Annotated in this window: 22 protein-coding genes, 8 tRNA genes and 1 rRNA gene; all 31 read right to left on the reverse strand. The window is 35.4% G+C overall.

Translation table 11 applies throughout. From position 1 onward, the window contains the following. Positions 1-15: 15 nt before the first annotated feature. Positions 16-91: transfer RNA gene (locus ACY191_RS05550), tRNA-Ala, on the reverse strand. Between the two features lie 14 nt (positions 92-105). After that, positions 106-179: transfer RNA gene (locus tag ACY191_RS05555), tRNA-Pro, on the reverse strand. Positions 180-207: 28 nt separating this feature from the next. Continuing rightward, positions 208-284 (reverse strand) — tRNA-Arg (locus ACY191_RS05560). A 13-nt stretch (positions 285-297) separates the two neighbouring features. Further along, a tRNA-Leu gene (locus tag ACY191_RS05565) sits at positions 298-386 on the reverse strand. 9 nt (positions 387-395) lie between these two features. Further along, a tRNA-Gly gene (locus ACY191_RS05570) sits at positions 396-470 on the reverse strand. 14 nt (positions 471-484) lie between these two features. Continuing rightward, a tRNA-Lys gene (locus ACY191_RS05575) sits at positions 485-557 on the reverse strand. Positions 558-563: 6 nt separating this feature from the next. Further along, positions 564-639 (reverse strand) — tRNA-Thr (locus ACY191_RS05580). A gap of 12 nt (positions 640-651) precedes the next feature. Further along, positions 652-727 (reverse strand) — tRNA-Val (locus tag ACY191_RS05585). A gap of 13 nt (positions 728-740) precedes the next feature. Then, positions 741-855 (reverse strand): 5S ribosomal RNA (rrf, locus tag ACY191_RS05590). Positions 856-1,350: 495 nt separating this feature from the next. Further along, positions 1,351-2,838 carry a lysine--tRNA ligase gene (gene lysS / locus ACY191_RS05595; RefSeq protein ID WP_042739999.1) on the reverse strand — a complete coding sequence of 496 codons (1,488 nt, stop codon included), beginning with the start codon at positions 2,836-2,838 and terminating at the stop codon, positions 1,351-1,353. Positions 2,839-3,093: 255 nt separating this feature from the next. Continuing rightward, the gene (gene folK / locus ACY191_RS05600) at positions 3,094-3,573 is read right to left on the reverse strand and encodes a 2-amino-4-hydroxy-6-hydroxymethyldihydropteridine diphosphokinase (RefSeq protein WP_042739998.1); all 480 of its coding nucleotides are present in this window, start codon (positions 3,571-3,573) and stop codon (positions 3,094-3,096) included. Beyond that, positions 3,573-3,938 carry a dihydroneopterin aldolase gene (gene folB, locus ACY191_RS05605; RefSeq protein ID WP_229366909.1) on the reverse strand — a complete coding sequence of 122 codons (366 nt, stop codon included), beginning with the start codon at positions 3,936-3,938 and terminating at the stop codon, positions 3,573-3,575. The genes folK and folB overlap by 1 nt, the downstream gene beginning before the upstream one ends. Beyond that, positions 3,907-4,719: a dihydropteroate synthase gene (gene folP, locus ACY191_RS05610; RefSeq protein ID WP_042739996.1), complete on the reverse strand. Its 813-nt coding sequence runs from the start codon at positions 4,717-4,719 to the stop codon at positions 3,907-3,909. Before folP ends, folB begins: the two co-directional genes overlap by 32 nt. A gap of 217 nt (positions 4,720-4,936) precedes the next feature. After that, positions 4,937-5,872: a cysteine synthase A gene (gene cysK / locus ACY191_RS05615; RefSeq protein WP_042739995.1), complete on the reverse strand. Its 936-nt coding sequence runs from the start codon at positions 5,870-5,872 to the stop codon at positions 4,937-4,939. A gap of 156 nt (positions 5,873-6,028) precedes the next feature. Further along, complete coding sequence (hslO, locus tag ACY191_RS05620) at positions 6,029-6,910, reverse strand: Hsp33 family molecular chaperone HslO (protein WP_042739994.1); 882 nt, start codon at positions 6,908-6,910, stop codon at positions 6,029-6,031. Positions 6,911-7,120: 210 nt separating this feature from the next. Further along, positions 7,121-9,205, reverse strand: a complete 2,085-nt coding sequence (gene ftsH / locus ACY191_RS05625; RefSeq protein ID WP_042739993.1) for an ATP-dependent zinc metalloprotease FtsH — start codon at positions 9,203-9,205, stop codon at positions 7,121-7,123. Positions 9,206-9,526: 321 nt separating this feature from the next. Further along, positions 9,527-10,063: a hypoxanthine phosphoribosyltransferase gene (hpt, locus tag ACY191_RS05630; protein WP_042739992.1), complete on the reverse strand. Its 537-nt coding sequence runs from the start codon at positions 10,061-10,063 to the stop codon at positions 9,527-9,529. A 2-nt stretch (positions 10,064-10,065) separates the two neighbouring features. Next, positions 10,066-11,355 carry a tRNA lysidine(34) synthetase TilS gene (gene tilS / locus ACY191_RS05635; protein WP_107642203.1) on the reverse strand — a complete coding sequence of 430 codons (1,290 nt, stop codon included), beginning with the start codon at positions 11,353-11,355 and terminating at the stop codon, positions 10,066-10,068. A 190-nt stretch (positions 11,356-11,545) separates the two neighbouring features. After that, a complete protein-coding gene (locus tag ACY191_RS05640) occupies positions 11,546-11,944 on the reverse strand; it encodes a S1 domain-containing RNA-binding protein (RefSeq protein ID WP_042739990.1) in 399 nt (132 codons plus the stop codon). A 100-nt stretch (positions 11,945-12,044) separates the two neighbouring features. Next, on the reverse strand, positions 12,045-12,443 hold the full coding sequence (locus tag ACY191_RS05645; protein ID WP_042740000.1) for an FtsB family cell division protein: 399 nt from the start codon (positions 12,441-12,443) through the stop codon (positions 12,045-12,047). 19 nt (positions 12,444-12,462) lie between these two features. Then, on the reverse strand, positions 12,463-12,726 hold the full coding sequence (locus ACY191_RS05650; protein ID WP_229366910.1) for an RNA-binding S4 domain-containing protein: 264 nt from the start codon (positions 12,724-12,726) through the stop codon (positions 12,463-12,465). After that, entirely contained in the window at positions 12,723-13,916 is a 1,194-nt protein-coding gene (locus tag ACY191_RS05655) for a MazG nucleotide pyrophosphohydrolase domain-containing protein (protein WP_107579450.1), read from the reverse strand. Before ACY191_RS05655 ends, ACY191_RS05650 begins: the two co-directional genes overlap by 4 nt. Beyond that, positions 13,916-15,457 carry a polysaccharide biosynthesis protein gene (locus ACY191_RS05660; protein ID WP_229366911.1) on the reverse strand — a complete coding sequence of 514 codons (1,542 nt, stop codon included), beginning with the start codon at positions 15,455-15,457 and terminating at the stop codon, positions 13,916-13,918. The genes ACY191_RS05655 and ACY191_RS05660 overlap by 1 nt, the downstream gene beginning before the upstream one ends. Beyond that, on the reverse strand, positions 15,444-18,959 hold the full coding sequence (gene mfd / locus ACY191_RS05665; RefSeq protein ID WP_107511985.1) for a transcription-repair coupling factor: 3,516 nt from the start codon (positions 18,957-18,959) through the stop codon (positions 15,444-15,446). The genes ACY191_RS05660 and mfd overlap by 14 nt, the downstream gene beginning before the upstream one ends. After that, positions 18,956-19,528: an aminoacyl-tRNA hydrolase gene (pth, locus tag ACY191_RS05670; protein WP_042739985.1), complete on the reverse strand. Its 573-nt coding sequence runs from the start codon at positions 19,526-19,528 to the stop codon at positions 18,956-18,958. The genes mfd and pth overlap by 4 nt, the downstream gene beginning before the upstream one ends. Before the next feature lie 200 nt (positions 19,529-19,728). Beyond that, on the reverse strand, positions 19,729-20,385 hold the full coding sequence (locus tag ACY191_RS05675; RefSeq protein WP_042739984.1) for a 50S ribosomal protein L25/general stress protein Ctc: 657 nt from the start codon (positions 20,383-20,385) through the stop codon (positions 19,729-19,731). A gap of 133 nt (positions 20,386-20,518) precedes the next feature. Continuing rightward, positions 20,519-21,484 carry a ribose-phosphate diphosphokinase gene (locus ACY191_RS05680; protein ID WP_042739983.1) on the reverse strand — a complete coding sequence of 322 codons (966 nt, stop codon included), beginning with the start codon at positions 21,482-21,484 and terminating at the stop codon, positions 20,519-20,521. 154 nt (positions 21,485-21,638) lie between these two features. Further along, positions 21,639-22,994 (reverse strand): bifunctional UDP-N-acetylglucosamine diphosphorylase/glucosamine-1-phosphate N-acetyltransferase GlmU, encoded by a 1,356-nt coding sequence (glmU, locus tag ACY191_RS05685; RefSeq protein ID WP_229366912.1) that lies wholly within the window; start codon positions 22,992-22,994, stop codon positions 21,639-21,641. A gap of 479 nt (positions 22,995-23,473) precedes the next feature. Further along, complete coding sequence (gene spoVG / locus ACY191_RS05690; RefSeq protein ID WP_042739981.1) at positions 23,474-23,785, reverse strand: septation regulator SpoVG; 312 nt, start codon at positions 23,783-23,785, stop codon at positions 23,474-23,476. 64 nt (positions 23,786-23,849) lie between these two features. Further along, the gene (locus ACY191_RS05695; protein WP_042739980.1) at positions 23,850-24,224 is read right to left on the reverse strand and encodes a RidA family protein; all 375 of its coding nucleotides are present in this window, start codon (positions 24,222-24,224) and stop codon (positions 23,850-23,852) included. Between the two features lie 18 nt (positions 24,225-24,242). Beyond that, positions 24,243-25,067: a pur operon repressor gene (purR, locus tag ACY191_RS05700; protein WP_042739979.1), complete on the reverse strand. Its 825-nt coding sequence runs from the start codon at positions 25,065-25,067 to the stop codon at positions 24,243-24,245. Positions 25,068-25,078 lie beyond the last annotated feature (11 nt).

A 25,078-nucleotide genomic window follows, 5' to 3' on the forward strand; every position in this document is an offset into this window, starting at 1 on the left:
AATAATTAAAAAATATGGTGGAGACTAGCGGGATCGAACCGCTGACCTCCTGCGTGCAAAGCAGGCGCTCTCCCATCTGAGCTAAGCCCCCATTTTTCAAAAGAGTCGGGAAGACAGGATTCGAACCTGCGACCCCTTGGTCCCAAACCAAGTGCTCTACCAAGCTGAGCTACTTCCCGTATATTTAAGTGGTGATTAATTTTAAAATGGCGCGCCCGATAGGAGTCGAACCCATAACCTCTTGATCCGTAGTCAAGCACTCTATCCAGTTGAGCTACGGGCGCTATTTTAAAAAGATGGTGCCGAGGACCGGAATCGAACCGGTACGGTGATCTCTCACCGCAGGATTTTAAGTCCTGTGCGTCTGCCAGTTCCGCCACCCCGGCAAAAATCAATGGAGCAGAAGACGGGATTCGAACCCGCGACCCCAACCTTGGCAAGGTTGTATTCTACCGCTGAACTACTTCTGCAAAGTGAAACTGGATGAGCCATAGAGGATTCGAACCTCTGACCCTCTGATTAAAAGTCAGATGCTCTACCAACTGAGCTAATGGCTCATGAAATGGTGCCGGCCAGAGGACTTGAACCCCCAACCTACTGATTACAAGTCAGTTGCTCTACCAATTGAGCTAGGCCGGCTATTCATTTGAATGGTGGAGGATGACGGGTTCGAACCGCCGACCCTCTGCTTGTAAGGCAGATGCTCTCCCAGCTGAGCTAATCCTCCATTATGTTATAAAGCCTGGCAACGTCCTACTCTTGCGGAACGTAAGTCCGACTACCATCGGCGCTAAAGAGCTTAACTTCTGTGTTCGGCATGGGAACAGGTGTGACCTCTTTGCTATTGCCACCAGACAATTAACTTACTTAATCAATAATACATTGTTTATTTAATAAATGCAATGGTCAATTTTACACTGTGTTGATATTTTATTTACAAACGCTTTACAAAGCTTTCAATATCAACCAGTCGTTTTTGACGACTTTTTTATATTACTTCATTTCTGATTACAAGTCAATACTTTTTCGAAAAAATTATTATAAAGAAAAAACATTGTATTTGCAACCGGTCATTACTATCTTCGTCATCTCAACTCGACTTGAATAAGTTTATCACAGGAATACACTATATGCCATACCTTTTTTGGTATAGTTTTCTATTTTATTAGTCTTATATTACCTATTTGTATCTTATTACGCAAATTATTACTGGATCAACTTGGAAATTTTCAAATGTAATGTTCTTATTTATCATATTTCTTAATTACTTTTTAAATAGTAAAAGGTTGACCGTGGTAAATATACTCCGGCCAACCTCTTTTAATTGTTTCTATAATTTTATTGTACTTTCTATTTCTGTCTCATATAAGGGAATAATAATACATCTCTGATAGATGCTGAGTCAGTTAATAGCATTACTAATCTATCAATACCAATACCTAGTCCACCTGTTGGAGGCATACCGTATTCTAATGCTTCGATGAAATCTTCATCCATTTCATGTGCTTCATCATTACCTTGTTCTTTCTCTACTAATTGAGCTTCAAAACGCGCTCTTTGATCTATTGGGTCATTCAATTCAGTGAATGCATTACCATGTTCTCTACCAACGATGAATAATTCAAATCTATCAGTAAATCTTGGATCTTCTGGATTTTTCTTCGCTAATGGCGAAATCTCGATTGGATGACCGTAGATGAATGTTGGTTGTATTAATGTTTCTTCTACTTTTTGTTCAAAGAATTCATTAAGAATGTGACCATATTTCATATTATCTGTGATTTCAACACCATGCTCTTTAGCTAAGTTTTTAGCCTCTTCGTCTGTTTTCACTGCGAAGAAATCTACGCCTGTTGCATCTTTAACTGCATCAGCCATATGCACGCGTCTCCATTTAGATTCTAAATCAATTGTTTCTTCTCCGTATTGAACTTTAGCAGTTCCCAACACTTTTTCAGAGATATGTCTAATCATATTTTCTGTTAAATCCATAATATCATGGTAATCAGCATATGCTTCATATAACTCAATCATTGTAAATTCTGGATTATGTCGAGTTGATACACCTTCATTACGGAACACACGTCCAATTTCATATACTTTTTCAAGGCCACCAACAATTAAACGTTTAAGATGCAATTCAATCGCAATTCGCATATATAATGTTGCATCTAGGGCGTTATGATGTGTTACGAATGGACGTGCAGCAGCACCACCAGCAATTTGATGCATCATTGGTGTTTCAACTTCTAAGAATCCTTCTTTATTTAAATAGTTACGCATTTCTTGCAAAATTTTACTACGATTAATAAAAGTTTGTGTACTATCTTGATTTGTAATTAAATCTAAATAGCGTTGACGATAACGTTGTTCTATGTCTTGTAAGCCATGGAATTTATCTGGCAATGGGCGTAGAGATTTAGTTAAAAGCGTAAATGATTTCGCTTTAACTGATAATTCCCCAGTGTTTGTTTTAAACATAACACCTTCAACACCGACGATATCTCCAAGGTCAGCAGCGTTCCATAATTCGAACTGTTCTTCTCCAACTTGGTCTTTTCTTACATAAATTTGAATTTGACCTGATAAATCTTGCACATGCGCAAATCCAGCTTTACCTTTACCACGTTTTGTCATTAAACGGCCTGCAATCGTAACATGACTATCGTCTTCTTTTTCTTGTAATTCTTCTTTAGAAAATTGATCCCAATCTGTATGCAATGGTTCTGCCATAGCAGTACGTTCAAATTTTTGGCCAAAGGGATCAATACCTAAATCGAATAATTCTTGTAATTTTTGGCGGCGGACCTGCATTTGGTCATTCATTTCTTCTGACATAACTGTCTCTCCTTTATGCTTCTTGTTCTACTTTTTATTGTTTTGCTTTCAATTTAAAATCCATGAAATGTATCAATTATCATTCACTTGTAGCTTGGTTGGGCATTTTACTTAATTTACCAAAAACGTAATCACTATTAAAATGCTATTAGATATTTTTGCGCATTTTATAACGCAACCTTTTCACCATTCAATTCTACTAGACGATGCGAATGTAATAAAGTAATTTCAACTTATTCCTCAATTGAAAACTGCTCAATTTTTATACAACTTAACCGAATCGTCTGTATGCACTAAATTCCCTATCTTCTCATTAGAATTTGGTTCGACAACATCTGACGCAATATCATTTAAAGGAATTAATACGAAAGCACGTTCGAGCATACGTGGGTGTGGGACGATTAAATCTGCTTCATCTATTATATGATTTCCGTATAATAAAATATCAACATCTAATGTTCTAGGTCCCCAATGGATTTCTCTAACCCGATGTAGTTGTTGTTCTGTTTCCATACATACTTGCAATAATGCTTGTGCAGTTAATGAAGTTTGAATCTCTAAACAAAGGTTTAAAAATTGCGGTTGCTCAACATAACCAACTGGCTCTGTTTCATATATTGGCGAGACTTTAGTAACGGTAATACCATTAGTCGCATTCAAAATACGAATTGCCTCATCTAATTGCGCTGCTCTGTCTCCTACATTACTACCTAAACCTAAATACGCGTTAATCATTAGTGATTCTCCCTCACTATTTCAATCCCGACACCATCATAATGACCAGGGATAGGTGGATTCTCTTTAGTGATTCTAACTTTCGTTTCCATTACACGATTATAGTGTGAATTTATACGTTTTGCAATACGTTCAGCTAGATGCTCTAATAAATTTACAGGCTCCCCTTCCATGATAGCCTTTACATCTTCAAATACTTCACCATAGTGCACTGTATCCGTTACTTGATCTGATTCACCAGCTGGTTTCAAGTCTACCTTTAGAGTAATATCTACAATAAAAATTTGTCCGATTTCATTTTCAGCAGGTAATGCACCATGATAACCATAAAATTTAAGACCGTTCAGAAATATTGTATCGCTCATCGTCATTCTCCTTTAAGTAATCCATACTGTGACTAATACGTGCATTCAACTGAACATTGTGCACTCTAACTGCTTTTACGCCTTTCATTATACCATAGGCTGTAGTTGCTGCTGTCGCCTCATCTCGTTCAGTTGGCGTCGTTTCTGTACCTATCATTTCCTTAATAAACCTTTTTCTACTTGTAGCAAGCAATACCGGATAATCTGTTGCTACCAGTTCATCTAAGCGCGACATTACTTCACGTTCTTCTATACGTGTTTTAGCAAAACCAATGCCCGGGTCAATCCATATTTTATGTTGAGGAATGCCTTTCAATTCTGCTTTATTAGCTTGTTTTAACAAATATAACAACATTTCTTCCATTACAGGTTCAGTTCGATTACCATCTCCATTATGCATCAACACAATCTCACCATGATACTTTGCCACAACATCAAATATACGCTCATCATAAATACCAGCCCATTGATCATTGATCATCTCAACGCCTAAATCCATTACTGCTTCCGCTACTTCACTACGGTATGTATCAACAGAGAGCTTCACATCAAGTTTAGTTAATGCTTTCACTACAGGAATTACGCGTTGCATTTCTTCATCAACAGTGATTTCTTCATAACCCGGACGTGTGGATATACCACCTATATCTATGATATCAACACCTTCTGCTATCATTTCTTCTGCTCTTTGTACCGCACTTTCTACAGTATTATATTTACCACCATCCGAGAAAGAGTCTGGAGTTACATTTAATATACCCATTATTTTTGTCCGTGTCATAGTTGATTACTTCCTTTCACTACTATTTGTTAAAAGTCGATATTTATCTTGTACGTTTCTATAATAACGTTTATTGTCTATTTTTTCAGTGTCGAATACTTAAGTATGGTGTCTTAAATATAATTTATATTCATTTTCTATTCTCTTATGCGCATTAACACACAAAAAAACCGGCACACACATCTCAATGTGGCCGGTAATTACACCTAAATTAATTCTAGTCTTCGAAAGAATATAAAGGTGTTGAAAGGTAACGTTCACCGTTACTAGGTAATACAGTAACAACTGTCTTACCTTTTCCTAATTCTTTGGCTTTTTGAATTGCTGCGTAAATCGCTGCCCCTGAAGAAATACCACCTAAAATACCTTCTTCTTTAGCAACTTTACGTGAAGTTTCCATAGCAATTTCATTACCTACTTTAATAATTTCGTCATAGATATTTGTGTTTAATGTGTCAGGTACGAAACCAGCGCCTAAACCTTGTAATTTATGTGGTCCAGGTTCTCCACCACTTAATACTGGTGAATCTTCTGGTTCAATAGCTACTAAATTGATATCTGGATATTTTTCTTTTAAGACTTTACCAGCACCACTTAATGTTCCGCCAGTACCTACACCCGCTAAGAATGCATCGATTGTTTTACCTTCAAATTGCTCAACTAATTCAGGACCAGTTGTTAATTCATGGACACGAGGATTTGCTGGGTTCTCGAATTGTTGTGGTTCAAAGTAACCAAACTCTTCTTTAAGTTCTTTGGCTTTCTTGATTGCACCTTTCATTGCTTCTGAACCTGGCGTTAACACTAATTCAGCGCCATATGCTTTTAATAAGTTGCGGCGTTCTTGACTCATTGTCTCAGGCATTGTAAAGACTGCTTTATAACCTTTTGCTGCACATACAAATGCTAAACCGATTCCTGTGTTACCACTTGTTGGTTCAACGATAGTGTCACCCGGTTTAATTTTGCCAGCTTTTTCAGCTTCTTCAATCATTGCTAATGCGATACGATCTTTTACTGATCCACCTGGATTTTGATATTCAAGTTTTACATAAACGTCTGCTGAATTCTCATCTACAACGTTGTTTAATTTAACTACCGGTGTATTACCGATAACTTCTACAATATTATTTACTGGTTTGTTGTTTGTCATTAGTAAAGCTCCTTTTCGTTAAAAAGTTCAAATGCATACTTTTTTTATCGGATATAGTATATATTTTATCAGATTTTTCTGTAAATACAACTATGAAACCTTAATTTTATTATTTCACTTTACTTTAAAAACCTACCAAGCCCTATATGACAGTAATTAATTTTTATTTTCTAGCAATGCTTCTAATTCATTTTCTGTAAAATTATACTTCGTTCTACAAAAATGACATTCTGCTTCTGCACCATGGTCTTCATTAATCATACTAATAATTTCTGCTTCACCTAAACCTTTAATTGCAGTTAAAAATTTATCATGACCGCAATTACATTCGAATTGAGCTGGTACATTCTCTAATATTTGTACATTTTCTTCACCTAAAATTTCAAAAAGTAATTCTTCAGGTGTGAGTCCTTGATCAATAAGTTTCGACACTGGTGTCATATTATTAATCGCGTCTTCTAATTTAGTTATAGTCGCATCTTCTGCACCAGGCATTACTTGTAATATAAAGCCGCCAGCAGCTTTAATTGAATTATCAGGATTAACGAGTACACCTAGACCAACAGAGGAAGGTGTTTGTTCACTCTTAGCAAAATAATAAGTGAAGTCCTCACCTAATTCTCCAGATACAATTGGACTAGATCCAGAAAAGTAATCTTTCATGCCGACATCTTTAACTACAGTTAACGCTCCTTCTGTCCCTACTGCTCTGCGTACATCTAGTTTACCGATATCATTTAGCGGAAAGTGAGTCTGTGGGTTTGTTACATAACCTCTTACATTTCCTTTGGCATCTGCATCAGCAATAATTTTACCAATTGGCCCTTGGCCATCTACTGTTACAGTAAGTTTTTGGTTCCCTTTTAACATTGCTCCCATCATTAATGTAGCTGTCATTGTTCTACCAAGTGCAGCTGAAGCTGTCGGCCAGGTATAATGTCGCGTTTGAGCTTCTTGCACACTTTCTGTTGTCAGCGCACTATACGCACGTATTTGTCCTCCAAAAGCTAATGCTTTCACAATATAATCTTTCGTCATTACATCATTTCTCCTTTTATTTGCTCATGTGTCATTGCGATATTGCACACATTGTGTTCATTTCATATTTTAGTTCAATTTATTTTACTGGTTCACCTTAAAAAATGCTAAATATTTGTTTACGCAAAATATTTTCTATTTCAAGTAATAATAAAACGCCTCTTTCTACTATCCACTATGATAGCAAAAAGAGACGTCTTTGTTCAGTCATTAATTTCTGTTACTTGGATCGTTAGGATCACTTGGATTGCTAGGTTTGTCGATATTTGGTGATTGTTCGTGTCCAGTTGTATCACGATCACCTTCATTATCGTCTTCTTCATCTTCTTGACGGTTATCTTTACTTACATCATTTAATGATTGCTCTTTACGAACATCCTCATATGATTTACCGTATTTTCCGTCTTTGAATTCAGAGTCTTCTTTATTAACTACCTCAGCACTGTCATAATCTACTTCAGGTAATACACCATCGTAGAATAATGAATGAATTTGTTCAGCGACTAAAGTTTCTTCAGTTAATAATGATTCAGCAATCAACTTCAATTGTGATTTGTGTTCTAGCAAGATATCTTTACAACGATCATATTGTTCTTTGATGATACGTTGTACCTCTTTATCAATTTCATAAGCAATTTGTCCAGAATATTCTGGTTCACCTTGCATATCTTTACCAAGGAATACTTGACCATTACTGCTACTAGAGAACTGAATTGGACCAAGTTTCTTACTCATACCATATTCAGTAACCATTTGACGTGCGATTTGCGTTGCACGCTCAAAATCATTTGATGCACCTGTTGATACTTCATTAAAGTTAATATCCTCAGATACACGACCACCTAGCAGACCACAAATCTTATCTAATAATTCTGGTTCAGTCATCAAGAATCTATCTTGCTTAGGTAACATCATTGCATAACCACCAGCTTGACCACGTGGTACGATTGTAACTTTATGCACGACTTCTGCTTCGTCTAGTACCATACCAATAATTGTGTGACCAGCTTCATGATGGGCTACAATATTACGTTCTTTCTTAGAAATAACACGTGATTTCTTAGCAGGACCAGCGATTACACGGTCTGTTGCTTCTTCAATATCACGCATGTCAATTTTCTTCTTACCTTCACGCACTGCAATTAATGACGCTTCATTAAGTAAGTTTTCTAAATCTGCACCAGAGAACCCTGGCGTTCTTTGAGAAATGGCTTTCAAGTCTACTGTCTCATCTAATGGTTTATTCTTAGAATGTACATGAAGAATTGCTTCACGACCTTTAACATCTGGACGTCCAACTTGAATTTGTCTGTCAAAACGACCTGGACGTAATAATGCAGGGTCAAGAATATCTGGTCGGTTAGTTGCAGCAATCATTATGATACCTTCATTCTCACCGAAACCATCCATTTCAACAAGTAATTGGTTAAGTGTTTGTTCACGTTCATCGTGACCCCCACCAACACCAGCACCACGTTGACGACCGACTGCATCAATCTCATCAATGAAAATGATACATGGTGCATTTTTCTTAGCATTTTCAAATAAATCACGTACACGGCTCGCACCGACACCGACAAACATCTCAACAAAGTCAGAACCACTAATTGAGAAGAACGGTGTGCCAGCTTCACCAGCTACTGCTCGCGCAAGTAATGTTTTACCTGTACCAGGAGGGCCAACTAATAACACACCTTTAGGTATGCGTGATCCCATTTGCTTAAATTGCTTATTATCTTTTAAGAAGTCTACAATTTCAACTAACTCTTGTTTTTCTTCATCTGCACCTGCTACATCAGAGAAGCGTACACGTTTTTTCTGACTGTCGTACATTTTAGCTTTGGATTTACCAAAGTTCATCATACGACCGCCACCGCCGCCGCCACCTTGAGCTTGGCTAAGGAAGAAAATAAATAAAAGAGCAATTATTAATACTGGAATGAGCGTTGTTAAAATACTAACAAACACGCTTTGTTTTTCTTCTTCTTTAACTGTAAATTTCAATCCATCTTGACTTTGTGCTTTATCAGTTATTTTTTCAAGTTCTTTATCATTGTTATATAAAATAGTTGAAGAATAATCTTCACCTTTTTTCGTTTTACCGCTTACCATATAGACATTTTGTTCTGGTTGGATTTCAAGTGTCTTAAGATCACCTTTATCTAACTGCTTTACAAATTGGTTATATGTAAGTTGCTTTGGCATATTTCCATTGCCGTTGAGCCACGAAAACAAGCCGAATATAATAACGCCAATGATTGCAATAACTAGCACATTACGAAAGGCCTTCTGCATGCGTCGTTTCCTCCTACTTCAATAATAAAACTAACAAAAATTGTAACATAACGCGTCTGCCAAAGGCTAGTATTTCAACTTTTGCGCGTCGTTTACAATCCATGATGTTTTAGTTTAATTTTTAAATTATTTCCCCATAAACACCAACTAAAACTACTAACTTAAAATACTTATATTATATCGTATCAATTGTCGTAATATATTAACCAAAATCCGTTTTATATTAATAAATTTTCAATTGATTAATATTAGACAATTTTATTAGGTTAGAAATTATAGTATACAATAACTTTGTAATTGAATAAATTTAGTTGCTTATGCTTATGAGTAAACTTCAGGCTTTAGTGTACCAATATATGGCAAGTTTCTATAATGCTCAGCATAATCCAAACCATAACCAACAACAAATTCATCAGGAATTTTTTTACCGACATATTTAGCTTCGATATTTGCTTTACGGCGGTTAGGCTTATCTAACAGCGTCACGATTTCTAATGAATTTACGCGTCGTGACTGCAATAATTCTGTGATTGACTTTAATGTAGTACCTGTTTCTAAGATATCTTCGATAATTAATACATCTTTATTTTCTATTGAAGAACCTAAATCTTTTAAAATTTGAACTTCACCTGTCGATTCTGTACCACCGTGATAACTTGAAACATCCATAAAATCAATTGCCAAGTGTGTATCAATTCGTTTGATCAAGTCTGCCATAAACATGACTGACCCTTTCAATATTCCGATACAAACTAATGGCTTTCCTTGATAATCCTTTGTAATTTGTTCGCCCAAATCTTTACAAATTTGGTTAATATCTTCTTCACTTAATAATATTTCTTTCAAATCATCACGCATTGTTATTCCTCTCCCATATTACTTATTGATATTAATTCATTATATTTTTGCTTTAAAAACAAAGTCCCAACTGCAATTATTTCTTCATCGGCAGTAACTATTACAGGCATTTCTTCACGTTGTCGTTGTATTATTTTCTCATCAATAAATAACCTGCTCACCTTTTTATGCCCAGTGCTACCATTCAATTCATATTTATCGCCAACTTGTCTTGTTCTTATAGTTAATGGAAATTCATCTTGTGGTAAGTCAGCTTGAATTTCAATATTATAGCGACTAAAAGTATATGTGCCTGGTTGATTGACCTTTATCTGAGAAAGCGCTTGTTCATAATTAGCCATTAAGATAAATTTATCATAAGCGATATGAATTATCCATTTATCTGTAGTGTATAATGTGCATTGTGCATGGTTACTTGCTATTTGTGTTAGCCATGATTCATACATCTTTTCAGATATCGGTTGTTCTAACGCTAATTTATCAATTAATTTATCTAATACAACTATTTTAACAGTATGTCGCAATTTTAAAAATTCACTTCTAGAAAAATGCATTTCATGATTGTTTGTCTCTGCTTTAACCTTATTTAATATAAAGTGATCTGCTTCTTGATGTATTACATTCAATTGTTCATCATGCCAAGCTTTTAATTTCAGCAATTGTTGTGTCGACAATTGTCTATTTTCATCTATTGCTGGCAATAAACGATTACGGATGTCGTTTCTGACATATTGATTATCTTGATTTGTTTCATCTTCAAAAAATGGTACGTGTTGTTCATGCTGATAGGTTCGGATTTCTGATTTAGATACCGCTAACAAGGGTTTAGCAAGTACATAATTCTTTCTAAGAATACATTCATCCATACCCAACTTACTTCTCGTAGAACGTCCGGTCATAACCCGATAAAATATCGTTTCAATCTGATCATCTAAGTGATGTGCAGTAAGTAACACATCCGCTTCAAGTTCTTCCATCATTTGATCAAACCATGCATATCGCAATGTACGTGCCTCATTTTCTATACTATTACCTGCTGCAATGACATGGGATAAATCTAATTCATGCACAAATAAGTCAACGCCATGTTGCTTACAATAACGTTGCATAAATGCCTGTTCTGTTTTAGCAGCTGTTCTTATTCCGTGATTAACATGTAAACATGTAATTTGGCGATAGGTTTGACGATAGTTGGTCAACAGTTGATGTAATAACACCATACTATCCACGCCTGTGGAAATCGCTAGCACAATATGGCTATCACTATGCCATGCATTTGTATTCACTTCCACATTTTCCACCTCACTCACATAAATAATAAACTACGCCTACAGTACAATTAACTATACAATAAAAAAGAGACTGTTTCCTCAAATAAGAAAACAGTCTTTGATTGATAGCGACAAACTTATTTATATCTTACAAGCTTATTTCCAACAACCTTCTATATTTCCTTGAAACAGCCTTTATATTCTATAACGATTAGCGCTTAGCGCCTTTTCCACCACGTCTAGATTCTGTTTGACGTTTAATAGAAGTTAACTTATCTTCACTGTCTTTCAAAAAGTTAGTTAATTTCTTCTCAAAATCTTCTGCTTTTTGTTGTGGTTGTTTATAACTTGGTTTACTTTGAGGTTTACGAGGACGATCTTTTGCTTTTTTAATTGAAAGACTAATCTTTCCATCATCAGCGATTGACAATACTTTAACTTCAACTTCATCTCCGACAGTTAAATGATCTTCTACGTTTTCTACGTAATTATCCGCAACCTCACTTATGTGAACTAAGCCACTTTTCCCTTCAGGAAGTTCGACAAACGCGCCAAACTTTTTAATTCCAGTGACTTTACCTTTAAGCTTGTTTCCTACTTCGATTGACATAGTGTAAATAAATCCTCCCGATTCGTTTCGATTTTAACTTTATTATATGCCTGTTTACACAATTTAACAATGGTATTATGATTCAAAAAAATAAATTTTCTTATTTATCTTCTTTAGACGATTTTTCTTGGCCTGTGCTTTTATCCCCAGGCAACTTAAATACAACTTCGCCATCATTACTTAAATAATAATCATCGCGTGCAATTTTTTCTATATAACTTTTATCATTTAGATTATTTAATTTCTCTTTTAACGCTAATTCTTCATCTTGTTGCTTTTGGTATTTTTGTTCCTTTTGTTGACGTTCTACTGCATCGTCATTGTTACTCTGAATTTGAGTGACAAGCATTATGGACAAAATGATGATAATAGCTAACAATATGCCACCAAAGAATGTCACACGTTTACGCACAACGCGATTTCTCATTCTTTGTTGTTGTTTTTTTCTATTTTCTGCAGAGGTATACGTATTACCTATTTGTTCAACCTTTTTACTCATTCGCTTGTCACCACCTTTTTTAATTTTCACTGACTTTTTCTTCTTTAATAATTTCATACATGCCCTTTGCATTTTCTTTTGTAGCATGTTCACTAAGTCCTGTTACTTTGACAGTAACTATTTTTTGACCAAAACGAATCACTAATTCATCTGTTTCCTTTATGTCAGTACCTGCTTTGGCAACTGAACCGTTTACAGTTATGCGTCCTTGGTCACTGATTTCTTTCGCCAGTGTTCTACGTTTAACTAGTCTAGATACTTTGAGATATTTGTCTAATCTCATATTTCGTCTCCTCCTTGCTCTAAAATATTTTTTAAAGCTGCCTCATCAAGTGTCTTATTTTTGGTTTTATCATACATCTTCAAGAAATGCTCTGCAAATACTTTTTCAAACTTCACTCTATCAACTTTACCCTCTTTTGATTTCGCTGTTGACCAAATTTGCTTTAAATCTTCTATGTTATTGGCCTCTTCATCAGCAAAAATATGTGGGTGTCTGCGAATCATTTTAGCCGATAAACTCTCAACGATTTCGTTAATATCAAAATATCCAGACTTCTTACCAATACTTGCATGTAGTAGTACTTGCAACAGAATGTCGCCCAATTCTTCGATCATATGCCAATCATCTTCATTATCGATTGCTTCAAACAACTCAAATGTTTCTTCCAATAAGTAACGCTTTAATGATTGATGCGTTTGTTCTTTATCCCAAGGACAACCGTGTTCATCATCTACTAATTGTTCAATAATTTCAGTAGCAAAGTAGAAGTCACTATAGTATTCGCTATCTTGCGTTAATCTAGGAAGAAAGACACTTGTAAGGTTTGTAAATCGTGCCTCTTCATGATCCAATTCGTAAAGCGGCACTGCAGTAACTTGCGCTTCATTCCCCTTTGCACCATCTACTATATATACGATATGTTCATCTTTATAACGTTCCATTAATGTCACTTTCAAATCGCCAGCAACCATTGCGCTATATACTTGCGTAATGAGTGTATGATTACGGCCATTTAATTGATTAGCCTTGATTGAAGTAGCATCAAGCATAGTAAAACCGTCGTTTGGATCTATTTTTACCGCTTCAAATATATCATCGATAAAACTTTTCCCACCTAAAATTTCTACTTCAATATTATCATGTGTTGCTGCATAGGCTTCTAATTTAGAAGTTGTCGTTTCCGCAACTCTAGGATGCCCTGGCACAGTATAAACAATCGTTTCATTTTTACTCGCTTCTAACAATTGATTCACAATTGTATCGTAAACATCATCGAAAGTTGTATTATTTTCATAAACAGCATCAAAACCTTGAAATTCGATACCTTCATCTTGTAAAGATGCAATAACTGGGTGTTCTAATGTTCTAGTAAATACTCGAGGCTGATTTTTCAAAAATTTATAAATACCTAAAGGCAAGTCATCTAAACCATAGTTTCCTAGACCTACAATCGTAATATGTTGTGTCATTAACGTTTCCCTCTCTTCATATGATAAAGCTTATCTCCAAATGGCAAATGTTTTAACTCTCTATAGCTCAACAATTGCATTTGCACAATTGCCAATATAATGACACCAATTCCTACCATCGCTGCAATTAGCAATTCGATGAGACCACCGATACGTGAATCAGTAGAAATGACAAATAATGTACATTGTACAGCTACAGTTAACAAGACCATTGTTGCAATTAACTTTAGTACAAATTGAGTCATTGATTGAAATTTATAATGCTTTAATACTTGGTAATGTAATAATATTACAAATACAATGAGTGAGAGTACAGTACTTACACTACCGCCTAACATCAATAATTGTGGAATTAATAGGATATTTAACAACGCTTTGCATATAATCCCAATTATAAATGCGATAAACACTGGTTTCACTTTTTGTCTAACTTGTAATAACGCAATATCTATCATGATCAAAGATACACAGATTACCGTCAACATATATATAGCCAATGTTCCGGTTAAGCTGTCATATTTAAAAAACACACTATTCATTAATGGCAATAAATTTATCAAACCGATACCTGCAGCAACACTAATAAGGACTGTTATTTTTATCGATGCATTTGCATAGCGATTGATTAACACATGCTGTTGTTCCTTTATCGCTTCTGTCAATAATGGAATGAGTACAAAGCTAAACGTCGTAGTCACAATCAATCCCATTTGAATAAACGAGGCACCGCGATCATAGATTCCTTTTTGAGTAGCAGCATCCTGAAAGTCTAAACCAGTATGCATAAGTGCATGTAGCACAGTAAAACTATCCACCACTTGCCAAACAATAACGATTAACTGACTGACAGCAAAAACGACAATCGCAATAGTCAACTGTTTCCACGCTATATCAGCTTTGCGTTTCACAACTTTGAAAGGTCTTTTCTGCATTAAAAATAAACTCGATGCTAGAAAGCCAGCTGCCGAACCTGCGATTGCTAACATGCCTGACTGATAGATTGACCAATGTTGCAACAAGTATAGCAATACGGCAATCATAATAATACCGACCCGGACAACTTGCTCAATCACTTGTGACATCGCTGGTATATTCATCTCATGTTGCGCTTGATAATAACCTCTCAGCACGCCTAACACACCGACAAACAGATAACTAAAGCTTGCTGCTCTCAACATGGGTGCTAAATTTACATCTCCCATCAATATCGCTATCCATTTGGCACTGATTAATAACATAATAAAAAATATACCGCTGAAAATTTGCAAGACAAACAATACATTCGTGTATTGCTTATCCTTGCCTGATGAGCCAAACGTCTGAGTCACAGCACTAGGAATGGCATTCATTGTCAATATAACGCCTAATGCAACAATTGGATATATTTGTTGATATGCATATAAACCTTCATCACCTAATATATTTTGATAAGGTATGCGATAAATTGCACTCAACACTTTGACTATAATGAGTGCTACTGTTAGAACTACAACACCATTAAATGCAGAACGTTGCGTTTCATGTTGCTTATTCTGCTTCATCAGCAAATTCCATACTTTCTTCAATACATTTAGCTAAGAATTTTAAATTTTCGAGCCAAGTCTTAGTTTTATTTAGTGTCACCTTCATTTTACCATCTTGGACACCTACTTTCATCGCTCGTCCAAGTGGTTGTGTATGTTTAAATAGGCTCTCACCATTGATTTCAGTCGTTCCCTTTTCAGACATATACACTTCGACTTGCTTGCCAGTATCCTTGATCAATGTAACACCAGCATGTAGGGCATGAACCTTAATTTCCATCATATCTAATAAACGTTCCACTTCAACCGGATATTCATTAAAGCGATCTATTAATTCGTCTTTAACGTCCATTAATTGTGCTTCGGTCTCAATTTTACGTAATTTCTTATATATTTCTATCTTAGCTTGTTCATTTTGAATATATTCTGCCGGTAAATACGCATCGATATTCAATTCTATTTCAACTTCTGGTGCATCTGCTTGTTCTTCAGTAATTCCTCGTTTTTCATTTACTGCTTCTTCTAACATTTGTGAGTATAAGTCAAAGCCGACAGAATCAATAAAGCCGTGCTGTTGTTTACCTAGAAGATTACCCGCGCCTCGAATATTTAAATCGCGCATTGCAATTTTGAAACCAGAACCTAGTTCTGTAAACTCTTTAATTGCTTGCAAACGCTCTTCTGCTGACTCTGTCAAAACTTTATTCGTAGGATGTAAAAAGTACGCATAACCTATACGACTAGAACGTCCAACTCTACCTCTCAATTGATATAACTGGCTCAATCCAAAGCGATCAGCATCTTCTATGATTAATGTATTAGCATTTGGTACATCTACGCCTGTTTCAATAATCGTCGTCGTCACAAGAATGTCGTATTCATGATTAATGAATCCTAACATTGTTTCTTCTAAATCACGTTCACTCATCTGACCATGGGCCACTCCAATATTAGCGTCCGGCATAAGCATCTGTAATTGTTCGCGTTTCTCATATATAGACTGCACTTTATTGTATAAATAGAATACTTGTCCTTCTCTAGAAACCTCTCGTTCTAAAGCTTCTTTAATAAAGTTAGCATTTTGTTCTAAGACATATGTTTGCACAGGGAAGCGATTTTCAGGTGGTGTCTCAATTACCGATAAGTCTCTAACACCTAACATACTCATGTGTAAGGTTCTTGGAATTGGCGTTGCCGTTAAAGTTAAAACATCTACATTAGTCTTTAATGTCTTGATACGTTCTTTATGTCTAACGCCAAAGCGCTGTTCCTCATCGACAATTAACAAGCCTAAGTCTTTATAATGGATATCCTTACCTAGTAGTTTATGTGTACCTACTACGATATCTACAAAGCCAGACTTCAATCCCTCTTTCGTTTCTTTAATTTCCTTTGTAGTTCTAAATCTACTGATTAATTGAATTTCGACTGGAAAATCTTGCATACGCTCTATCAATGTTTCATAGTGTTGCTGCGCCAAAATAGTCGTAGGTACTAAAAATGCAACTTGCTTACCTTCCATTACTGCTTTAAACGCTGCACGAACTGCTACTTCTGTCTTACCATAACCTACGTCACCACAAAGTAATCTATCCATTGGCTTTTCAACTTCCATGTCACCTTTAATTTCATCGATTGATTTACTTTGATCGGGTGTTAACTCATAAGGGAAATCTAATTCAAAATCATTTTGTTCTGCTGTGTCTGGTCCGTATTTATAACCAACAGACATTTCACGTTCTTTATATAATTCGATAAGCTCATCAGCTATATCTTCAACACTTTGTTGTACTTTGGCTTTTGTTTTTTTCCATTCTGTTCCACCTAATTTATTTAACTTAGGTGATTTATCTTCTGAGGCAACATATTTCTGAACTTGATCCATTTGGTCTACAGGTACAAAGAGTTGATCCGTACCCTTATATTGCAATTTGATATAGTCCTTATGAACACCTGCAACTTCAAGTGTTTCTACACCCAAATAACGACCAACACCATGGTGTACATGGACAATATAGTCACCGACCTTTAGGTCTTGATATGATTTGATTTTTTCTGCATTCGTTAACGTTTTCTGTTGCTTCGGTTTCTTTTTTTGCTTTGATTTAAACAATTCTCGCTCTGTTACAACGACAAGTTGCATATATGGTAATTCAAAGCCTTCAGACAAGCTGCCTTCTGTAATGATTGCGCTTCCCGTTTGATGGTTATCACTCACAGTATCTACAAAAGTCGGAATATGCATTTCATTTAGCATTGACTGAATTCGCTCTTTTTTCACTTCTGTTTCTGCTAAAACCACTACAGTATAGTCATTTTTGATATAACGCTGGAATTCTGAACGCATAATATCGTACTGACCATAAAATTGTTGCACTGGTTTACACGAGAACTTAATAATACTTTGAATTGGCACTGACATCGTTGCAGTAAATAACGTAAAGTAAGTTACTGGATGACGCTTCAACAATGTTTCAAAACCATCATAAGCTAAGAAAGTTTGACCGATAAATCCTTTACCACTTTCAATTAAATTTTGAATAAATTCATCTACTTCTGTCGTTAATGTCGTCTCTGTTTCTTTGACTCTATTAAATTCATCAACTGCTATAATTGCATCAGATTTGAAGTAATCCATAATCGTAGCAGGAGACTCATACATAAACGCAACCAATCGTCGTAAGACTTGATGATCAAATAATGAGTCTTCAAATAATTTGAAACTTTCATATGTTTCTTTCAAATCATTACGTACTGCTTTGTCTATTTTAGGCCTTGTCATTTCATAGGCTTCTTTTAACTTTTGCTTTGTGTGACTAATCACTTCATCAGTAATGATATAGTCACTCGCAGTTGTGATTTCTACACTTTCTAAATTAGACTCTGAACGTTGTGTCTCAACGTCAAAATCACGAATTGAATCGATTTCAGTATCAAAGAGTTCTATTCTTACTGGGTCACCTATCAGTGGATAAATATCGATAATACCACCGCGTAATGAGAATTCTCCTATATGGGACACGACACTTTCCCTACGATAGCCCATGTTTACTAGTTTATTTAATAACGCATCAATATCAATGTCATCTCCTACAGAGAGCGACATTTGATGTGCTTGCCACATATCTACAGGCGTCAACCATTTTTTCAATCCGTTTAATGGTACGATAAATAAGCCTCTCTTTTCTTGAGCAAGTGCCGTTAATGTACGTACACGTTCACTCATAAATTGAGGGCTTTGTGTTGAGAATTCTTCGGTCATGATATCTTGCAATGGATATTTATAAATATGCTCTGCATCAACAAATTGTAACAAGTCATTTTCCAACTTATCTGCTTGATACAAGTTATTTGTAACAACTAATAACTGCTTAGAGCTATTCAAATATTTCTCAGATATAATTGTTGCTTTAGCAGCCGAAGATAAGCCGGTAACGAGGACATTTTCCTTACCGAACACTTCATTAAGTTCTTGATAACGTTTGTCTTCATTTATATATTCTGTAATTATCGATTTCAATTTACTTCACCATTATATTCATTCATCACGTTATCAAAGCGAGATGTTTCAATAAATGCTTCAACTGCACGTGCAGAATGTTCTATTACTTTATTCATTGTTTTCATTTCTTGGTCTGAAAATCTTTGTAATACATAATCAACAATTGCCATACCATTTGAAGGGCGATCCACACCTATACGAATACGTTTAAATTGATCAGTGCCTAAGGCTTGTATAATTGACTTCATGCCATTATGTCCACCTGCACTACCCTTTTGTCGTAAGCGTATCTCACCTTGTGGTAAATCCAGATCATCATATAACACAAGTAAGTCATCTATGTCGATATCATAATATTTCATTAATGGTCCTACCGCTTCACCAGATAAATTCATTAATGTTAAGGGTTCAATAAACATTACCTTTTCACCAGCGATGCGCTCAATTGTATACGCGCCTTTAAACTTTTGTTTATCTAGCGTAAATTGATTACGTTCTAAAAGATAATCTATAACTTCAAAGCCAATATTGTGTCTTGTTAATTCAAAACGTTTCCCAATATTACCTAAGCCTACAATACACTTCATCAAGTTACCTCCATTTTTACTATACCTTTGAAATACAAACAATTAAGTAGCCATTTGTAAAGCAAAGACTCTACATTTTTCTAGTATCAATCACTATAATAACATAAAAAAGCACCTGCTTAACGTATTAAGCATGGTGCTTTTCCATATTCAATATGATGTCTAGACGACAACGATTATTCAGAATATAAAAGTTCGAATTATTCTTCTTCTTTTTCTTCTGTTTCTTCGTCTTCTTCACCAACAACAGCTGGCTCTTCAGTTTCTGATTCGCCTTCCATTGCTTCGATTTCTTCTTCTGTTGGTTCTTCAGTTGGAGGAACAACAGTAACTACTGAATCAGTAGCTTCGTTTTCAATTGTGAAGTCACCAGAAACTTTGATATCTTCAACAGCTAAGCTGTCGTTGATTTCTAATTCTGTAATATCTACTTCGATAGCTTCAGGAATGTTATCTGGAGTAGCTGTTACTTCAAGGTTGAATAATGGTTGTTCAACAACGCCGCCTTCTTTAGCGCCTGCTGCTTCACCAACTAAGTGTACTGGTACTTCAACAGTACGTTCTTCGCTCATGTTGATAGCTAAGAAATCGATGTGAGTGATTTGGTTTTTAAGTGGGTCGAATTGGTAGTCTGAAACCATAACTTTGATAGTTTTAGAACCTACGCCTAATTCGATAACACCGTTACGACCAACTTCACGGATAACTTTGATGAATTCAACTTCATCAACTTTAACTGAAGTGTTTTTAGTACCGAAACCGTAAACAACAGCTGGTACTTTACCGATATTTCTTAATGCTTTAAGGTCTGCACGTGTTTGCTTACCTTGACGAATAATTGACTTTAATGAAGCCATATTCATTTTCCACCTTTCATCATCTGCTCTATCAAATAGAGCCCCTCACTTGCCCATCAACGCCATGTTGCTTGCAAGTGTTTATTTTGTTCGTCTAATCACGAACGGAACTATTATACCGTTATTGTAATATTTAGTCAAATAGCACACTAACTGATTCGCGTTCGTAAACTCTAATAATTGCTTGTGCTAATAAACCAGCTACAGATAATTCTTTTGTGTTACTTGGTTTGCGGCTATCTTCTAATTGAATAGAATTTGTAACAACTAATTCTTTAATTGCTGAATTTTCAATACGCTCTTTGGCAGGACCAGAAAGTACAGGGTGCGTACAACAAGCATAAACTTCCTTCGCACCTTTGTCTTTTAACGCTTGTGCAGCTAATGTAATTGTACCAGCAGTATCGATAATATCATCAATAATAATAGCTGTTCTGCCTTGAATATCACCAACTATATTCATCACTTCTGCTACGTTTGGCTTCGGTCTACGTTTATCGATAATAGCAATTGGTGTTTTCAAGATGTCTGCAAGTTTACGTGCTCTTGTTACACCACCATGGTCTGGAGATACAACAACACATTCCTCTAAATCAATATTTGTTTCATTCTTAAAGTGTTCTGCCAAAATTGGAACACCCATTAAGTGGTCGATTGGCATATCGAAGAAACCTTGAATTTGAGGTGCATGTAAATCAAGTGCGATCATTCTATCTGCACCAGCTGTTTCAATTAAGTTTGCAACTAACTTAGCAGTAATTGGCTCACGACTTCTTGCTTTTCTATCTTGTCTAGCGTAGCCATAGTATGGTACCACAATATTGATATTTGCAGCAGAAGCACGTTTACATGCATCTATCATAATAAGTAATTCCATTAAATGTAGGTTAACAGGATATGATGTTGGTTGAATGATAAACACATCGCAACCACGGATACTTTCTTCGATATTAATTTGAATTTCACCATCACTAAAGCGTTTCACTGAACATTTTCCTAGTTCGATTCCAACTTTATCTGCTACTTCTTGGGCTAACGGTTCATTACCTTTCAAAGAAAATATTTTCAAAGCAGAATTCTTATACTCATTGTTTAACATTTATAGTCCTCCAATTAATTCGTTCAATTAGTTTTATTTACGTATATGGCAAAATTTAAATTTTCTCTCAACATGAGTCTGCAAGTTTTGGTATTTTTACATTACGTTATCTTAAACTTAACAGATTACATCATTTTTTCTAAACAATGCACATTTATTTTTTTAGATAGCCTTCTTTTGTCGTTTGTTTAGATCTTGCAAGAGCCAAACTATCTTCCGGAACATTGTCCGTAATTGTGGAACCCGCCGCAATAAACGAGCGATCTCCTAATGTAACTGGTGCCACTAAGTTTGTATTACAGCCGATGAACGAATCATTGCCTATAATTGTTTTAAACTTGTTGACGCCGTCATAGTTCACAGTAATAGAACCACAACCGACATTGGTACGCGCACCAATTTCTGCGTCTCCGATATAGCTCAAGTGTGGCAGTTTTGCACCTTCTTTTACTACAGATTTCTTAACTTCTACAAAGTTGCCGACTTTAACTTTGTGCCCTAGGTCAGCACCTGGACGCAATTGCGCAAACGGACCGATCGTCACTTCGTCCGCAATCGTTGCTTCGTTAATTACTGATTGTTTAATAGTTACATTTGCTCCAACTTGACTATTCGTTATTTCAGAATATTGACCAATGCTTACATCGGAACCGATTACAGTCTTGCCAGCTAATTTTACACCTGGTTCAATAATTGTATCTTCTCCTATAATTACATCCGTGCCAATATAAGTCGTGGCAGGGTCGATGATTGTTACCCCATTACGCATGTGAAATGTATTGATACGTTTACGAAAAGCTCGCTCCGCTTCATTTAACATAACGCGATCATTCACACCCATAATTTCATCAAAGTCATTCGTATGATGTACTTCAACTACACCTTGATCATCTAAAATAAGCGACAATACATCAGGTAAATAGTATTCACCTTGTGCATTATCATTTTTTACTTTTGCTAGCTTGTCAAATAAAGTTTGATTATCAAAAGCAAAGATACCAGAACTAATCTCATTTATTTGCTGTTCTTCTATGGTAGCATCCTTTTGTTCTACGATTTTAACCAAATGATTATTTGCATCTCTAACTATACGCCCATAACCAAATGGATTTGATGCTGTAGCAGATAGAACTGTAGCTTGTGCTTGATTTGTCTCATGATGAGTTATGAGTGCTTCCAATGTTTGTTGTGTGATTAATGGCGTATCACCACAAACGACTAATGTTGTCCCTTGTTTATCTTCCAAATGCTCACTTGCCATTTTAACTGCATGTGCAGTACCTAATTGTTCTTCTTGAAAGCTATAAAGTGAATCATTACCTAACGTTGCTTTGACACTTTCTGCGCCATGACCAACGATTGTTACAAGTTGTTCGACTCCTGATTGTCTTACATTGTCAACAACATGTTCAATCATAGATTTACCTGCAACTTCATGTAATACTTTGTATTTCTTTGATTTCATACGTGTACCCTTACCGGCTGCGAGTACGATTGCATGTCTTTGCATGTATGTTAACCCTCCATTAAAATATACACTTCCTTATTATTATAATTTAACGCTAGTACCACTTTCAAGGCTCAAAGCATCGATATTAAATAATAGACACTTTTTCTTGCACTAAATTAAAAATATTTCACAGTTAAATTGTCATCTTTTATGATTTGGGAAAACGTTTTATCCAATTTATGAAAGCATGTTCATTTTCATGTTGATATGCATTCATTTATTTCTCAAAATTTCTACTACTAGCTATTTATGTCGCCTAATTATTCAAATTAGCTAAGTAAATACAGTAAAAATACATTCATTAATATATTTCTTGTTAATTTTTTATTTTTTGTCACCTTTACATTTTATAATTTATTTCAAAAATAATATTTATCTGTTGTAACAAAAAAGAAGGTGGAATTGTTCAATTAAGAACAATTCCACCTTCTTTTTTTATGATATTAATCACTATACCACATCTCAAATTGTTTTAAATATTAAGCTTCCTCATTTGAATCTTCAGACGAAGCTTGTGCATTCCTATCTGGAATGACTTCATCCGTTTCATCATATACTTTCATCACTGCATCTTGAATTTCTTGTCTCATTTCTGAGTTGATTGGATGCGCGATATCTCGGAATTCACCATCTGGTGTACGCTTACTTGGCATTGCGACGAAAAGACCTGTGTTGCCTTCAATTACACGTAAATCATGCACGACAAATGATTCATCTAAAGTAATTGATACAAGTGCTTTCATTCTTCCATCTGTTTGTATTTTTCTAAGTCTTACATCTGTCACTTTCATGTAGTGAGCCCCCCTAGTATCTCTTTGTTAGAAGCTTAACAATTGCATTAAAAATTATATTCCCTTATTTTACTTTTGCTATTAATTCAATTTCTACTTTAACATCTTTAGGTAATCTCGCTACCTCAACACAGCTTCTCGCTGGTTGATGTGTGTCAAAGTACTTGCCATAAACTTCATTTATATTTTGAAATTCATTCATATCAGCAATAAAAATTGTAGCTTTAATGACTGAATCTAAATCAGATCCAGCTTCATCTAATACAACTTTTAAATTTTCTAATACTTGTGTAGTCTGTTCTTTAACATCGTCACTGACAATTTCACCATTTAAATTTAATGGGATTTGTCCTGATGTAAATACCAAACCATTAATTTCAGTTGCATGTGAGTATGGCCCCAATGCTTCAGGCGCCTTTTGTGTATTAATTGTGTTCATGATGCCGTAACCGCTCCTTTAAGAAAATTTAGTTAAACTGTTGCCTGTTTCTACCTTAAATTCTTGATTGTATTCGTCTACATCAGATAGTCTAACTAAGGAAGTATAATCTTCAATCAATCTTTGTTTAACTTCTTTTGATTCTACTAGTACCGATACCCCTTTAACATGTGCTTTAAACTCATTCATTAAATTCATCACGCCATTAATAGAGCCACCCGCTCTCATGAAATCATCAACGACGAGTACATTAGAATTTTCAGGCAATGTGCGTTTCGACAATACCATTGTTTCAATTTTACGTGAAGATCCTGATACGTAATTAATCGATACCGTTGAGCCTTCTGTCACTTTATTATCTTTACGAATAACAACAACAGGTAGATTTAGTACATTGGCCACAGCGTTGGCTAACGATATACCTTTTGTCGCAATCGTAACAATAGCGTCCAATTCTTCATCCATATATAGCGTTGCAATTAATTTACCTACACGGTTTAATAATGACGGATTCCCCATGAGGTCAGATAAGAACAAGTATCCACCTGGTAATAAACGATCCTTCTCTTGAAGTCTTTCTATAATATCGTCAATGACTTCATTTGCTTCAGCTTTACTCATTTTAGGCTTATACGTTACTCCACCACTGGCACCTGCTGTTGTAATAACTGTTCCTAACTTTTCCTTTTGAAAAGTAGTCTTGATAATTTGCACGTCTTCACTGATTGAAGATTTTGCTTGTTTAAATTTTTGTACGAAATATGTTAATGGTATCAATTTATTGGGGTTGTTCATTAAATATTGAGTCATATAAACGATACGTTCACTTCTTTTATAACGCATTTAGCTCATCC

The organism is Staphylococcus sp. TCBT05 (assembly GCF_055179755.1).

Excerpts from the sequence above, each read along its gene's own strand:
- lysS (WP_042739999.1), bottom strand. The coding sequence starts at position 2,838 with ATGTCAGAAGAAATGAATGACCAAATGCAGGTCCGCCGCCAAAAATTA.
- folK (WP_042739998.1), bottom strand. The coding sequence starts at position 3,573 with ATGATTAACGCGTATTTAGGTTTAGGTAGTAATGTAGGAGACAGAGCA.
- folB (WP_229366909.1), bottom strand. The coding sequence starts at position 3,938 with ATGAGCGATACAATATTTCTGAACGGTCTTAAATTTTATGGTTATCAT.
- folP (WP_042739996.1), bottom strand. The coding sequence starts at position 4,719 with ATGACACGGACAAAAATAATGGGTATATTAAATGTAACTCCAGACTCT.
- cysK (WP_042739995.1), bottom strand. The coding sequence starts at position 5,872 with ATGACAAACAACAAACCAGTAAATAATATTGTAGAAGTTATCGGTAAT.
- hslO (WP_042739994.1), bottom strand. The coding sequence starts at position 6,910 with ATGACGAAAGATTATATTGTGAAAGCATTAGCTTTTGGAGGACAAATA.
- ftsH (WP_042739993.1), bottom strand. The coding sequence starts at position 9,205 with ATGCAGAAGGCCTTTCGTAATGTGCTAGTTATTGCAATCATTGGCGTT.
- hpt (WP_042739992.1), bottom strand. The coding sequence starts at position 10,063 with ATGCGTGATGATTTGAAAGAAATATTATTAAGTGAAGAAGATATTAAC.
- ACY191_RS05640 (WP_042739990.1), bottom strand. The coding sequence starts at position 11,944 with ATGTCAATCGAAGTAGGAAACAAGCTTAAAGGTAAAGTCACTGGAATT.
- ACY191_RS05645 (WP_042740000.1), bottom strand. The coding sequence starts at position 12,443 with ATGAGTAAAAAGGTTGAACAAATAGGTAATACGTATACCTCTGCAGAA.
- ACY191_RS05650 (WP_229366910.1), bottom strand. The coding sequence starts at position 12,726 with ATGAGATTAGACAAATATCTCAAAGTATCTAGACTAGTTAAACGTAGA.
- ACY191_RS05655 (WP_107579450.1), bottom strand. The coding sequence starts at position 13,916 with ATGACACAACATATTACGATTGTAGGTCTAGGAAACTATGGTTTAGAT.
- ACY191_RS05660 (WP_229366911.1), bottom strand. The coding sequence starts at position 15,457 with ATGAAGCAGAATAAGCAACATGAAACGCAACGTTCTGCATTTAATGGT.
- pth (WP_042739985.1), bottom strand. The coding sequence starts at position 19,528 with ATGAAGTGTATTGTAGGCTTAGGTAATATTGGGAAACGTTTTGAATTA.
- ACY191_RS05675 (WP_042739984.1), bottom strand. The coding sequence starts at position 20,385 with ATGGCTTCATTAAAGTCAATTATTCGTCAAGGTAAGCAAACACGTGCA.
- ACY191_RS05680 (WP_042739983.1), bottom strand. The coding sequence starts at position 21,484 with ATGTTAAACAATGAGTATAAGAATTCTGCTTTGAAAATATTTTCTTTG.
- glmU (WP_229366912.1), bottom strand. The coding sequence starts at position 22,994 with ATGCAAAGACATGCAATCGTACTCGCAGCCGGTAAGGGTACACGTATG.
- spoVG (WP_042739981.1), bottom strand. The coding sequence starts at position 23,785 with ATGAAAGTGACAGATGTAAGACTTAGAAAAATACAAACAGATGGAAGA.
- ACY191_RS05695 (WP_042739980.1), bottom strand. The coding sequence starts at position 24,224 with ATGAACACAATTAATACACAAAAGGCGCCTGAAGCATTGGGGCCATAC.
- purR (WP_042739979.1), bottom strand. The coding sequence starts at position 25,067 with ATGCGTTATAAAAGAAGTGAACGTATCGTTTATATGACTCAATATTTA.